We start from the raw sequence: 12,733 nt of genomic DNA on the forward strand, positions 1-12,733 counted from the left end.
GCGGTGTTCGGCAAGCTGCTGATCGCCAACCGGGGCGAGATCGCGCTGCGCGTCCTGCGCGCCTGCCGGGAGCTGGGCATCCGTACCGTGGTGGTGCACTCCAGCGCGGATGCGAACTCGCTGCCGGTGCGGCTGGCCGACGAGACCGTCCGGATCGGACCGGCGGCCAGCCGGCAGAGCTACCTGAACGCGGCGGCGATCGTCGAGGCGGCCCGGCAGACCGGGGCGGAGGCGGTCCACCCCGGCTACGGCTTCCTCTCCGAGGATGCCGACTTCGCGGAGATCTGCGCGGAGAACGGGCTGGTCTTCGTCGGCCCGCCGCCGCAGGTGATGTCCGCGCTGGCCGACAAGTCCACCGCGCGGGCGCTGCTGAGCCGGGCCGGGCTGCCGCTGCCGCCGGGCAGCGTACGGACCCTGCCGACGGTCGCCGAGGCCCTCGCGGTCGCCACCGAGGTCGGCTACCCGGTGATCGTGAAGGCCGCCGCGGGCGGGGGCGGGCGCGGGATGACCGTGGTCCGCTCCGCCGCCGAGCTGCCCCGGGCGTACACCCGCACCCGGGCCGCCGCGCAGCTCGCCTTCGGCGACGACCGGGTGTACGTGGAGCGGTACCTGACCGACGCCCGGCACGTCGAGGTGCAGGTGCTCTGCGACAACCACGGCAACGGGGTGCACCTGGGCACCCGGGACTGTTCGGTGCAGCGCCGCCACCAGAAGCTGGTCGAGGAGGCGCCCGCGCCGGGCCTCTCCGCGGCCACCCTGGACAACCTGGCGCAGTCCGCGCTGCGCGGCGCCCTGTCGGTCGGCTTCACCGGTGCCGGGACGGTGGAGTTCCTGGTCGACGAGGCGGAACGGTGCCACTTCCTGGAGATCAACTGCCGGATCCAGGTGGAGCACCCGGTCACCGAGATGATCACCGGGATCGACCTGGTGCACGAGCAGCTGCACGTCGCCGCCGGGGTGCCACTGCGCATGCGGCAGGAGGAGATCCAGCCGCGCGGGGTGTCGGTGGAGTGCCGGGTCAACGTGGAGGACCCGGAGCGGGACTTCGCGCCCACCCCCGGCCGGCTGGAGCGGTTCCGGCCGCCCGGCGGTCCGTTCACCCGGGTGGACACCCACGGCCACCCCGGCTACCTGGTCAGCCCGCACTACGACTCCCTGCTGGCCAAGGTGGCGGTCTGGGCGCCCGACCGGGACTCGGCCCTGCACCGGCTGGACCGGGCCCTCGGCGAGTTCGACATCGCCGGCCCCGGCATGCGGACCACCATCCCGTTCGTCCGGCGGGTGCTCGACGACCCGACGTTCCGCGCGGCCCGCCACACCACCGCCCTGGTCGACCGGCTGCTCGCCGCCCGTACCCCCACCACCACCGACGCCCCGGCCGGCGCCGACGGCCCGGCCACCATCGACGGCCCGGCCGGCCCGGTGCCGGCCGCGCGGAGCGGGACCGACCGGGAACCCGTCACCGCCGCCGACCCGCCCGGCCCACCCGCAAGGAGGACCCGATGACCGTCACGCACGACCGACCGCTCACCGCGGAGATCACCGACATCCTGGTGGCGCACTGCGGCCTGGATCCCGACGCCGCCGCCCGCACCCCGGCGGCCAGCCTGGAGGAGCTGGGCATGGACTCGCTGGCCCTGCTCGAACTCTCCGCGGTGGTCGCCGACCGGTGGCGGGTGACCATCCCCGAACAGGCCGGGCAGCTCAGCATCGCCGGCGTCGCCGACCTGGTGGCCCGCCGCGTCGCCCCGCCCGGGCACACCGAGAACGCGGTGGTCATCGACGCCCCGCTGCCGTTCGTCTGGGACGTCACCAACGACGTGGCCCGGTGGACCGACCTGTTCACCGAGTACGCCGTCGTGGAGATCCTGGAGCAGCAGGGCGACACCGTCCGGTTCCGGCTCACCATGCATCCCGACGAGAACGGGGTGGCCTGGAGCTGGGTCAGTGAACGGACCGCCGACCCGGCCACCCGCGAGGTGCGGGCGCACCGGGTGGAGACCGGGCCGTTCGCCTACATGAACATCCACTGGCGCTACGACGAGGTGCCCGGCGGCACCCGGATGACCTGGGTGCAGGACTTCGCGATGAAGCCCGACGCGCCGGTCGACAACGCCGGCATGACCGACCGGATCAACACCAACAGCAAGGTTCAGCTCGCCGTCATCAAGGACCGCGTCGAACAGCGCGCCGCCGCGTCGGCCGCCGCCGCTCCCGCGCCGCGGCAGTCCACCGAGGAGGTCGGGAATGAGTGACACCACCACCGCGCCGGTCGCCGCGCGGGACGTACCGGCCGACCGGCGGCGCGGCGGCGAACTGCGGGTGCTGCTCGGCCCCCGCACCGTCGGCAGCACCTCCGGGTTCATGGGGGTGGCCGTGCTGGCGCCGGGGGAGCGGATCGCCGAGCACTACCACCCCTACAGCGAGGAGTTCCTGTACGTCTCCCGGGGCGCGATCACCGTCGACCTCGACGACCGGCCGGTGCCGCTGGCCGCCGGGGAGGCGTTGTTCGTGCCGAAGGACGTCCGGCACCGGCTGCGCAACACCGGCGACGAGCCGGCCGAGGTGGTGTTCCACCTGGGTCCGCTGGCGCCCCGCCCCGAACTGGGCCACGTCGACACCGAGGTCGCGCAGCAGCGGGGGCCGTCGTGACCGGCCGACGCACCGTGGTCACCGGCATCGGCGTCGTCGCGCCCGGCGGCGTCACCCGGGACCGGTTCTGGAAGACCATCACCGAGGGGCGGACCGCCACCCGGCGGATCAGCTTCTTCGACCCGTCGCCGTTCCGGTCCCGGATCGCCGCCGAGTGTGACTTCGACCCGGACGCCGCCGGGATCACCCTCGCCGAACGGCAGCGCGCCGACCGGTACGTGCAGTTCGCCCTCGCCTGCTCCACCGAGGCGCTCGCCGACAGCGGGTTGACCCTCACCGACGTCGGGCGGGACCGCGCCGGGGTGGTGCTGGGCACCGCCGTCGGCGGCACCATGGCGCTGGAGCAGGAGTACGTGCGGGTCAGCGACGCCGGCAGCCGGTGGCTGGTCGACCACACCCGCGGCGGGCCGTACCTCTATCAGGCGCTCGTGCCGAGCAGCCTGGCCGCGGAGGTGGCCCGCCGGCACGGCCTGCACGGGCCGGCGCAGGTGGTCTCCACCGGCTGCACCTCCGGCATCGACGCCATCGGGTACGCCCACCAGCTGATCGTCGACGGTGAGGCGGACGTGCTGCTCGCCGGGGCCGCCGACTCGCCGATCTCCCCGGTCACCGTCGCCTCCTTCGACGCGATCCAGGCGACCAGCCCGGACAACGACGATCCGGAGCACGCCTCCCGGCCGTTCGACGCGGACCGGCACGGGTTCGTCCTCGCCGAGGGGGCGGCGGTGCTGGTGCTGGAGGAGGCCGAGCACGCCCGCCGGCGCGGCGCGCACGTCTACTGCGAGCTGGCCGGCTATGCCAGCCGCAGCAACGGCTTCCACATGACCGGGCTGCGCCCCGACGGGGTGGAGATGGCGCTGGCCATCACCGACGCGATGCGGCAGGCGCGGATCGCGCCGGGCGACGTGTCGTACGTCAGCGCGCACGGCTCCGGCACCCGGCAGAACGACCGGCACGAGACGGCCGCGTTCAAGCGGGCCCTGGGGCCGGCCGCGTACCGGGTGCCGATCAGTTCGATCAAGTCGATGGTGGGTCACTCGCTGGGCGCGATCGGCTCGATCGAGATGGCCGCCTGCGCCCTCGCGATCGAGTACGGCGTGGTCCCGCCGACGGCCAACTGGAGCACCCGGGACCCGGAGTGCGACCTGGACTACGTGCCGAACGAGGCGCGCGAGCTGCCGGTGGACGTGGCGCTCTCGGTGGGCAGCGGCTTCGGCGGCTTCCAGTCCGCGATGATCTTCCGCCGACTGGCGGCGGTATCGTGAGCGCGAGGAGTGAGCCGGTTCTGCGAGCCCCGCGGTCGCGAACGGAGCTGGCGCAGTGACCGCGCGGGCGGTGGTGACCGGGGTGGGGGTGGTCGCGCCGAGCGGCGTCGGCGCCGACGCGCACTGGGCGACGGTCCTCGCCGGCACCCGGCGCACCGGGCCGATCACGCTGTTCGACCCGGCCGGCTACCCGACCCGGATCGGCGGGGAGGTGCCCGACTTCGACGCCACCCGCTACGCCGACTCCCGGCAGCTCGTGCAGACCGACCGGTGGACGCACCTCGGTTTCGCCGCCACCCGGTTGGCGCTGGCCGACGCCGGCCTGCCCGAGCAGGCCCCGGACCCGTACGACTGGGCGGTCACCCTGGCCAGCTCGTCCGGGGGGAACCTGTTCGGGCAGCGGGAGCTGCAGCGGCTCTGGGGCGGGGCGACCCGGACCGTCGGGGCGTACCAGTCGATCGCCTGGTTCTATGCGGCGAGCGTCGGGCAGCTGTCGATCCGGCACCAGCTCAAGGGGCCGTGCGGGGTGCTGGACGCCGAGTCGGCCGGTGGGCTGGACAGCCTGGCCCACGCGGTCCGCACCATCCGCCGGGGCACCCCGGTGGTGGTCGCCGGCGCGACCGAGTGCCCGCTGAGCCCGTACGCGTTGGCGTGTCAGCTCCGCTCCGGCCTGCTCAGTGACGTGTCCGACCCGGAGCGGGCCTACCGGCCGTTCGACGCCACCGCCGCCGGCTACGTACCGGCGGAGGGCGGCGCGGTCTTCGTGGTGGAGGAACTCGGGCACGCGCTGGCCCGGGGCGCGCGGATCTACGGTGAGGTGACCGGCTGGGCGGCCACCCACGACGCCGCCCCCACCGAGGCGGACGTGGAGCCCGACCCGACACACTACGCGCGGGCGCTGCGGCTGGCCCTGGACCGGGCCGGGGTGCGGCCGCACGACGTGGACGTGGTCTTCCCCGACGCGCTGGGGGTGCGGGCGCACGACCGGGCCGAGGCGGCGGCGCGGCGGTCGGTGTTCGGTGACCGGCCGCCGCCGGTGACCACGCAGAAGCCGCTGACCGGCCGCGCCCACCAGGGCGGCTCCGCGCTGGACGTGGCGACGGCGCTGCTCGCCTTCCGGCACGGGCTGCTGCCCGCCTCCGCCGCCCCCGACCAGCCCGCCGACGGCTGCGAGCTGGACTTCCTGCGCGAGCCCCGCCGCCTTCGCACCCGGGTCGCGCTCATCGGCGCCCGCGGCTTCGACGGCTTCAACAGCGCCCTCGTCCTCCGCGGCGCCGCACCCCCACCCACCCCCTGACCGTCCGCCCCGGGCCCGACCAGACAGTGCGCCCGGTTTCCCGGAAAGAGTGGCCATTCCCCGCGGAATGGCCACTCTTTCGGTGAAAGTGCGCCCGCCGGAGGACTTCCGGCATCCCGGCGTACGGGGTCGATCCTTCCTGGCCGATCGAGGGTCGGCAATCCGTCCGGGCGCTCGTTTTGATCTAGCCATTTGCATCTAGCAATGGCTGAGGGGCTGTCGTACTGTTCCCGCAGCACCCCGGAGAGCGCACCTGTTGGGCGGATTCGCCCACTTTCAGCCTGGGCGGTGGGCGTGGTGGACAGTCAACGGACGACCGAAGATCCTGCGGTGACCGACCCGAGCTGGGTGGACGACATCCTGCTGGCCGGTCCGCCGACCGACATCTGTCTGCGCCTGCCCGAGCCGGTGGACCGCGGCACCCTGCGCCGGCTCGTCGAGGCGGCCCAGACCCGGCTCGCGGCGGCCGGGCTGCGTCCGGGCGGTGCCGCCGCGCTGCGCCTGCCGCCGTCGGTGGCGTACGTGGTGAACCTGCTCGCCACCTGGCGCACCGGGGCCCAGGCGGTCCTGCTCGACCACCGGCTCACCGACCATGAGGTGGACCGGGCGCTGCGCCGGCTCACCCCGCAGGTGGTCGTCGCCCCGGTCCGTACCGGCGGCGGCGCGCTGCGGGTCTTCCTGGACGTCACCGAGGGGGTCACCCCGTACGCCGACCGGCCCGCCGGCAGCGCCCACGCGGTGATCCAACTCAGCTCCGGCTCCACCGGCCCGTCCAAGGTGATCGGTCGGACCGCCGCCGACCTGGTCGCCGAGGTGCACCGCTACACCCTCATCGACGGGGTGGCGCGGGCCGGCGAGCGGATCATCCTGCTGCCCTCGATGGTGCACGTGCTCGGCCTGGTCGGCGGCCTGCTCCACGGGCTGCACACCGGCGTCGAACTGGTGCCGCCGCAGCGGCTCAGCGGGGATGCCATCCTCGCCGCCGTCGCCGCCCAGGACACCCCCGCCACCGTGCTCGGCGTGCCGTTCCACATCGGACTGCTCGCCTCCACCCGCCCGGCCGGCCCGCTGCCGCAACTGGTCCGGATGACCACCGGCGGCGAGCTGGTCCCGGCCGCCGTGGCCCGCGCCTTCACCGACCGCTTCGGCGTCCCGCTGGGCAACATGTACGGGATGACCGAGGTCGGCGTCATCGGCACCGACCTGTACGGGCGGCACCGACCCGCCATCACCCCCGCCCCGGGCATCCAGGTGCGCGAGGTCGGCGGCGAGCTGCTGGTCAGCTGCCCGGCGTCGCCGTACGTCGGGCTCAGCGACCCGACCCGCTGGTCCGACGGGTGGCTGCACACCCGCGACGCCGGCACCGTCGACCCGGACAGCGGCCGGGTCACGGTCGCCGGCCGGCTCGACTCGCAGGTGTCCGTGGGTGGCCTGAAGGTCGACCTGAGCGAGGTGGAGGCCACCGTCGCCGAGCTGCCCGGGGTGGGCGCCGCCGTGGTGGTCTGGGACGACGGGATCACCGCGTACGTGCAGCCGGACGGGCCGCTCACCGAGGAGACCCTGGACGACCTGCTCGCCGAGCGGCTGGCCGGCTACAAACGGCCGCGTACGCTGCGCCTGCTCGACCGGCTGCCCCGGACCACCACCGGCAAGCTGGTCCGCTCCGCCCCGGCGCTGCGGGCGGCGGCGTCGTGACCGGGCCCTGCGGCACGCGCCCGCCCCGCCCGAACCGCCACTCCCCAGCCCACCACCGACCGCGCCGACCGCGCGCGGCCTACCACCGGCGGCGCCGACCGCGACCGGGCCGCTAGGCGAGGACGACCCGGATCTCGCCGGCCGCCCCGGCGACCGCCACCGCCAGCACCAGCCCACCGTCGGACGCGAGGTCGCCGCCGAGCGGCGGATGGCCGACCCGGAGTCCGGGACGGCCGGGCACCGGACGCAGCGGTCCGAGTTCCGGCCGGGGCACCGGGCGGCGCAGTCCCTGCCCGCGCAGCCCCGACCCGAGCGCCTTGCCGACGGCCTCCTTGGCGGTCCACAGCCGCAGGAAGTCCAGGTCCCGCCCGGTTGCCGGGCGGTCGCCCAGCCAGCCCACCTCGTCGGGGTGGTACCAGCGGCGGGCCAGCGCCAACGCGGGCAACGGCCGGCACGGCTCGACGTCCACCCCGACCGGGCCGCCCAACCGGGCGGCGACCACCACCACCTGCTCGACATGGCTGACGCTGACCGGCAGCGTCCGGCCGTCGTCGGCCCGTACCACCGGGCGCCCGCCGGGCTCCCGGCTCACGTCGATCCGCGTTTCCGTCCGGCCGAGCAGTGCGCCACCCGCGCGCCGCAGCAGCCGCCCCACCAGCACCCGCTGGTCACCGGCGGTACGGCCCATCCACACGTACACGGTGTCCCGACCGGGCACCGGCAGCTGGACCACGGAAAGAGGTTACCGCCATGCGAGACGAGGTCCGCACCTTCGTCATAGCGCAACTCGCCGACATGAACTACGACGTCGACGACATCGACGACGACACCACCCTCGGCCCCTCCGGGGTCGACCTGGAATCGCTCGCCCTCGCCGACCTCTCGGTCCGGGTCGAGGACCGGTACGGCCTCAAGTTCGCCGACGACGAGTCGGAGAAGCTGGCCCTGATGACGGTCGGCGAGTTCACCACCATGGTGGCCGACCGGGTCGTCGGGGCGACCGGCGACCGGCCCTGATGGACGGTCGGCCCCGGCTGGGGCGCGCCGACCTGGTGGGCATGCTCGCCGAACTGACCGCGAGACCCGTCGACCAGGTGCCCGACCGGATCGGCTCGATGGAGCTGGCCTGGCTGGTGCACCTCGTCGAGCAACGCCACGACCGCCAGCTGGACCTCACCGACGACCAGCTGGCCGGCATCCGCACCGTCGACGACGCGCTGGCGGTGTTCCACGCCGCGCTGACCGCCCCCGCAGATGGTTGAGCGGGGACGGCCCGTACCGATCACCGGCGTCCATGCGCTCAGCGCCCTCGGCAGGGGCGTCGACGCGCAGCTCGCCGGGGTGCTCGCCGGCACCCCGGCGTTCGGGCCGGTACGGCGCTTCGACACCACCGGCCGCCGGGTCACGGTCGCGGCCACCCTGCCGCAGGTCGGCACCCTCGCCGACGAGCTGACCGACGCGGTCGACCGGCCCTGCCGGGCGCCGGCCTGGATGCGGCCCGGCGGGCCGAGTCGCTGCTGCTGGCCACTCCACGGCGGGCCCACGCCCGACGGCGGGCCCGAGGTGCCGGCGCTCGCCGGGCACCTCGCCGGCCGCTGCGGCCTCGGCGGATCGACCCGCGTCTACACCACCGCCTGCGTCTCGGCGAGCACGGCGGTGGCCGACGCGGCCACCTGATCGGGCGCGGTGACCTCACCCGGGTCGTGGTGGCCGCCGGCTACCTGGTCGAACCGGACCAGTACGCGCTCTTCGACGCCGGCCGGGCGCTCGCCGCCGACGGCGCGGTCCGCCCGTTCAGCGCCGGACGGCAGGGCCTGCTGCTCGGCGACGGGGTGGCCGCCGTGGTGCTGGAGTCCGCCGACGCCGCCCCGTCGGCGGGGCCGAACCGCTGGCCTCGGTGCACGGCTGGGGACGGGCCGGCGACGCGTACCACCCGTGCCAACCGACCCGCGCGGACCGGCCTGGCCCGCGCGGTGCGCTCCGCGTGCGCCGGGCCGGGCTGCCCGCCGAGGCGGTCGGCTACGTCAACGCCAACGCCACCGGTACGCAGTCCGCCGACGCGTCGGAGGCGGCGGCGCTGCGGCTGGCCCTCGGTGACCTCGCCGACCGGCTGCCGGTCGCTCCACCAAGGCGCTGCACGGGCACACGCTCGAGGCGTCCGGCCTGCTCGAACTGGTGGTCACCGCGCAGGCGCTGCGGCACGGGAAACTGCCCGTCAACGCCGGTTTCCTGGCCCCCGACGACGCCTGCCCCCTCGACGTCATCACGACGCCCCCGCGCCCGCCGTCACCCCGTACGCGCTCACCCTGAACGCCGCCTTCGGCGGCGCGAACACCGCGCTCCTGGTCGGTGCCCCGTGACCCCCGACGCCGGGCGGACACCGGTCGGGTGGCGGGTGCTCGCCGAGGCGCGCTGGCCGGAGCCCGGCGACGGACACCGCCGGGGGTGCCGGGCTTCGTGCACTCGGCGTTCGCGCCGCTGGTCGTGGCGGTGGCGGAGCGCTGCCTGCGCCGGTACGCCGACCCGCCGGCGGGCCGGACGGCGGTGCTGCTGGTCAGCGCGCACGGGGACCGGAGCAGCGCGGAACACGTCCGCGCCACGGTGGCCGCCGGGGGCCGGATCGGGCCGCTGTTCTTCTACCAGTCGGTGCCGAACAGCGTCGCCGGGCACGTCGCGGCCCGCTGGGGACTGGACGGCCCGGTGGTCTGTCTGAGCCCGACCGGCGACCCGTGGGCCGCCGGCGTCGCCGAGGCGGACCTGCTGCGCTACGACGGCGACGCCGACCAGGCGTTGCTGGTGCACGTCGACGCGGCACCCGACGGCACGCCCACCGGGGCGGTCGCGGTGCTGCTGGGGGGAGGGACCCGTCAATGAGGACGAAGGGACTGCGCGGCGCGCTCGCCGCCGACCCCGAACTGGGCGCCGGGAACGTGCTCGCCCGGGTGCTGGCGCACGGCGCCGACCCGGACGGGCCGGGGCTCACCTTCGACACACCGGTCGACGGCCACCCGGCCGAGCAGCCGCTGACCCTGGGGCAGCTCGCCGAGCGGGTCGCCGCCCGGGCCGCCTGGCTGCACGAGCACGGGGTACGGCCCCGGGACCCGGTCGCGGTCTGGGCCACCGGCGCGGCCGACATGGTGCTCTCCTTCCTGGCGCTGGCCCGGCTCGGCGCGATCCCGGCGCTGATGAACGGGCGGCTGCGCGGAGATCCGCCGAGTACATCCGCCGGCTGCGCCCCGCCGGGGTGTCGCCGACGCCGCGCACACCGGGCTGCTGGCCGGGCACGACCTGGGCGCCCCGCTGCTGGGCCGGCCAGCCGACGCGGGCGCCGGGGACCCGGCCGCCGCGCCCGCCCACCACCGGCACCACGACGAGGACCCGGTCGTCATCACCCACACCTCCGGCACCACCGGGGTGCCTAAGGCGGTGCTGCACTCGCACGCCAGCCTCTTCGCCGCCACCCGGCACCTGCTCACCATGCCGCAGGCACAGGGCACCCACCGGATCCTCAACGCGCTGCCCGCCCCGCACACCGCCACGGTGCTCATGGTCAACCAGGCGCTGGGCAACCGGGCGGAGATGTTCCTGCTCTCCGACCAGGGCGGCGAACGGGTCCTGGAGGCGATCCGGCGCTGGCGGCCCGACGGGGTGTTCGGCTTCTCGGTGACCTGGGCGGAGCTGGCCCGGTTCGACCTGTCCGCGTACGACCTGACGTCGGTGCGGCTGTGGTTCAACACCGGGGACGCCTCGCACGAACCGCACATCCGTCGCCTGGTCCGGGTCGGTTCCCGCGACGTGGTGACCCGCGACGGGGTGACCCGGGTGCCCGGCTCGGTCTTCATCGACGGGCTCGGCTCCAGCGAGATGGGGCACTCGATGTTCCACGTCACCCACACCGTCGACACCGACCGGTACGGCCGCTGCGTCGGCCGCCCCTACCGGTTCGCGAAGGTGGCGGTGCTCGACGAGCACGGCGACGAGCTGCCGCCCGGCCGGGTCGGCTGGCTCGGCGTCGACTCGCCGTCGCTGTTCCGGGGCTACTGGAACGACTCGGTGACCACCTGGCGGTCCCGGCTGCGCGGCTGGTACCTCACCGGCGACCTGGTCCGCACCGACTCCGACGGCCGCTTCTACCACCTGGACCGGGCGGTGGACTCCGTCGACGCGGGCGACGGGAAGCGCTTCTTCACCGCCCTGTCCGAGGAGCGGGTCCTCGCCGCCTGCCCCGACGTCACCGACTGCACCGTGGTGATCGTCAAGGAGGCGGCCGGGGTGGTCACCGACGTGCTGCTGGAACTCGCCACCGGGGCGGACCCGGAGGTGGACCGGACCGAGCCGGTCCGGGCGGCGCTCGGCCCGGACGTCGGGGCGACCCTGCGCCGGGTGGTGCCGGTCCGGGCGGACGACATCCCGGTCACCGTGACCGGCAAGGTCCGCAAGGTGGCGCTGCGCGAGCGCCACCTGACCGAGCGGGCGTCATGACCGCCGTCATCACCGGGATGGGCCTGTTCACCCCGGTGGGACGGGGGGCGGAGGCGACCTTCACCGCGCTGACGTCCGGCCGGTCCGGGCTGGTCCGACCACCCGAGGGCCACCCGGCGCGGGAGTCGCTGGAGGTGGCCGGGGTGCTGCCGCCGATCGACCCGCGCGACGTCGCGTCCGGACCGGAGACGAAGGTGCTCGACCGGATCGTGCTGCTCGCCCTGCTCACCGCCGCCGAGGCGCTGGCCGACGCGGGCATCGAGGTGGGCCGGGACGTCGACCCGGGCCGGATCGGGGTGATCGTCGGCGGGGTCGGCGGCATGGCCACCCTGGAGACGCAGGTGCTGGCCCGGGCCGCCCGGGGCCGCGCGGCGGTCAGCCCGTACCTGCTCACCGGGATCCTGCCGAACATGCCGGCCGCGCGGATCGCGATCGCGCACGGCATCCGGGGCTACAGCTCGGCGGTGGGCACGGCCTGCGCGTCCGGCGCGCAGTCGGTCGCCGACGCGGTACGCCTGATCCGGGCCGGCGAGGCCGACGTGGTGGTCTGCGGGGCGAGCGAGGCGCCGCTCTTCCCGACCTTCGCCGACACGTTCGGCAACGCCCGGGCGCTCGCCCGGGGCTGGGCCGACCCGACCGAGGCGAGTCGCCCGTTCGACAAGCGGCGCAACGGTTTCGTGCTGGCCGAGGGGGCGGCGCTGCTGGTGCTGGAGCGCGCCGGGCACGCCGCCGCCCGGGGCGTCACCGGCTACGCCGAGGTGGCCGGTTACGGGGCGACGACCGACGCGTACCACCCGACGGCGCCGCGACCGGACGGGACGGGGGCGGCCGAGAGCATGCGCCGGGCCCTGGCGAGCGGGGGAGTCACCGTGCGGGACGTCGGCTACGTCAACGCGCACGGCACCGGCACCCGGCTCGGGGACATCGCCGAGGCCACCGCGCTGGGGCAGGTGTTCGGGGTGGGCGGGGTGCCGGTCAGCGCCACCAAGGCGCTCACCGGGCACCTGCTCGGGGCGTCCGGGGTGCTGGAGGCGGCGGCCACCGCGCTCGCGCTCGGCCGGGGGCTGCTGCCGCCGACCTACCACCTCGACGACCCGGACCCGGACTGCCCGGCCGACCACGTCCGGACCTTACCCCGGGCGACCACCGCCGAGTACGCGCTGACCAACTCCTTCGGCTTCGGCGGCCAGAACGTCAGCCTGCTGCTGCGTCGGGTCGCCGGCGACTGCTCCGGGTCGCGGCGCGGCGACAGCCGCGCCGAGCCGGAGTGGTCGTCACCGCGCCGACCGGCCACCCGACCAGCGGAGTGATGCCATCCCGGGCGCCGCGCGCCCGCACGTCG

General features: G+C 75.6%; 12 protein-coding genes and 4 pseudogenes. 15 read left to right on the forward strand and 1 reads right to left on the reverse strand.

Annotated features, from left to right (window positions below):
• The first annotated feature begins 3 nt into the window (after positions 1 to 3).
• The 6 genes from MRQ36_RS26010 to MRQ36_RS26035 all read left to right on the forward strand — a co-directional run bounded on the left by MRQ36_RS26010 (position 4) and on the right by MRQ36_RS26035 (position 6,909).
• Entirely contained in the window at positions 4 to 1,506 is a 1,503-nt protein-coding gene (locus MRQ36_RS26010) for an acetyl/propionyl/methylcrotonyl-CoA carboxylase subunit alpha (RefSeq protein ID WP_242799361.1), read from the forward strand.
• Positions 1,503 to 2,255, forward strand: coding sequence for an SRPBCC family protein (locus MRQ36_RS26015; RefSeq protein ID WP_242799362.1), 753 nt, complete (start codon positions 1,503 to 1,505; stop codon positions 2,253 to 2,255). Before MRQ36_RS26010 ends, MRQ36_RS26015 begins: the two co-directional genes overlap by 4 nt.
• Positions 2,248 to 2,652 (forward strand): cupin domain-containing protein, encoded by a 405-nt coding sequence (locus MRQ36_RS26020; protein ID WP_242799363.1) that lies wholly within the window; start codon positions 2,248 to 2,250, stop codon positions 2,650 to 2,652. The genes MRQ36_RS26015 and MRQ36_RS26020 overlap by 8 nt, the downstream gene beginning before the upstream one ends.
• Positions 2,649 to 3,917 (forward strand): beta-ketoacyl synthase, encoded by a 1,269-nt coding sequence (locus tag MRQ36_RS26025; RefSeq protein ID WP_242799364.1) that lies wholly within the window; start codon positions 2,649 to 2,651, stop codon positions 3,915 to 3,917. The genes MRQ36_RS26020 and MRQ36_RS26025 overlap by 4 nt, the downstream gene beginning before the upstream one ends.
• Before the next feature lie 55 nt (positions 3,918 to 3,972).
• Complete coding sequence (locus tag MRQ36_RS26030) at positions 3,973 to 5,214, forward strand: beta-ketoacyl synthase N-terminal-like domain-containing protein (RefSeq protein ID WP_242799365.1); 1,242 nt, start codon at positions 3,973 to 3,975, stop codon at positions 5,212 to 5,214.
• A 330-nt stretch (positions 5,215 to 5,544) separates the two neighbouring features.
• A complete protein-coding gene (locus MRQ36_RS26035) occupies positions 5,545 to 6,909 on the forward strand; it encodes a class I adenylate-forming enzyme family protein (RefSeq protein WP_242799366.1) in 1,365 nt (454 codons plus the stop codon).
• Between the two features lie 112 nt (positions 6,910 to 7,021).
• On the opposite strand, the gene MRQ36_RS26040 is transcribed toward MRQ36_RS26035, so the two are convergent.
• Positions 7,022 to 7,597, reverse strand: a complete 576-nt coding sequence (locus tag MRQ36_RS26040; protein WP_278188793.1) for a 4'-phosphopantetheinyl transferase superfamily protein — start codon at positions 7,595 to 7,597, stop codon at positions 7,022 to 7,024.
• A 62-nt stretch (positions 7,598 to 7,659) separates the two neighbouring features.
• Between MRQ36_RS26040 and MRQ36_RS26045 the strand changes: the two genes are divergently transcribed.
• From MRQ36_RS26045 to MRQ36_RS26080, 9 genes and pseudogenes are all read left to right on the forward strand, one after another.
• Positions 7,660 to 7,926 (forward strand): phosphopantetheine-binding protein, encoded by a 267-nt coding sequence (locus MRQ36_RS26045; protein ID WP_242799368.1) that lies wholly within the window; start codon positions 7,660 to 7,662, stop codon positions 7,924 to 7,926.
• The gene (locus MRQ36_RS26050; protein WP_242799369.1) at positions 7,926 to 8,171 is read left to right on the forward strand and encodes an acyl carrier protein; all 246 of its coding nucleotides are present in this window, start codon (positions 7,926 to 7,928) and stop codon (positions 8,169 to 8,171) included. Before MRQ36_RS26045 ends, MRQ36_RS26050 begins: the two co-directional genes overlap by 1 nt.
• Complete coding sequence (locus tag MRQ36_RS34710; protein ID WP_242799370.1) at positions 8,164 to 8,586, forward strand: hypothetical protein; 423 nt, start codon at positions 8,164 to 8,166, stop codon at positions 8,584 to 8,586. The genes MRQ36_RS26050 and MRQ36_RS34710 overlap by 8 nt, the downstream gene beginning before the upstream one ends.
• A gap of 29 nt (positions 8,587 to 8,615) precedes the next feature.
• Positions 8,616 to 8,714 (forward strand): annotated as a pseudogene (locus tag MRQ36_RS34715) (hypothetical protein); the annotation flags it as partial.
• 92 nt (positions 8,715 to 8,806) lie between these two features.
• A pseudogene (locus MRQ36_RS34720) lies at positions 8,807 to 9,075 on the forward strand (beta-ketoacyl-[acyl-carrier-protein] synthase family protein); the annotation flags it as partial.
• A 9-nt stretch (positions 9,076 to 9,084) separates the two neighbouring features.
• On the forward strand, positions 9,085 to 9,219 hold the full coding sequence (locus MRQ36_RS34725) for a hypothetical protein (protein WP_374251232.1): 135 nt from the start codon (positions 9,085 to 9,087) through the stop codon (positions 9,217 to 9,219).
• Positions 9,220 to 9,304: 85 nt separating this feature from the next.
• A pseudogene (locus MRQ36_RS26070) lies at positions 9,305 to 9,783 on the forward strand (beta-ketoacyl synthase chain length factor).
• A pseudogene (locus MRQ36_RS26075) lies at positions 9,780 to 11,391 on the forward strand (class I adenylate-forming enzyme family protein). Before MRQ36_RS26070 ends, MRQ36_RS26075 begins: the two co-directional pseudogenes overlap by 4 nt.
• Positions 11,388 to 12,701, forward strand: coding sequence for a beta-ketoacyl synthase (locus MRQ36_RS26080; protein WP_242799371.1), 1,314 nt, complete (start codon positions 11,388 to 11,390; stop codon positions 12,699 to 12,701). The pseudogene MRQ36_RS26075 and the gene MRQ36_RS26080 overlap by 4 nt, the downstream one beginning before the upstream one ends.
• Positions 12,702 to 12,733 lie beyond the last annotated feature (32 nt).

The organism is Micromonospora sp. R77, from assembly GCF_022747945.1.
In the GTDB taxonomy this organism is placed as follows: domain Bacteria; phylum Actinomycetota; class Actinomycetes; order Mycobacteriales; family Micromonosporaceae; genus Micromonospora.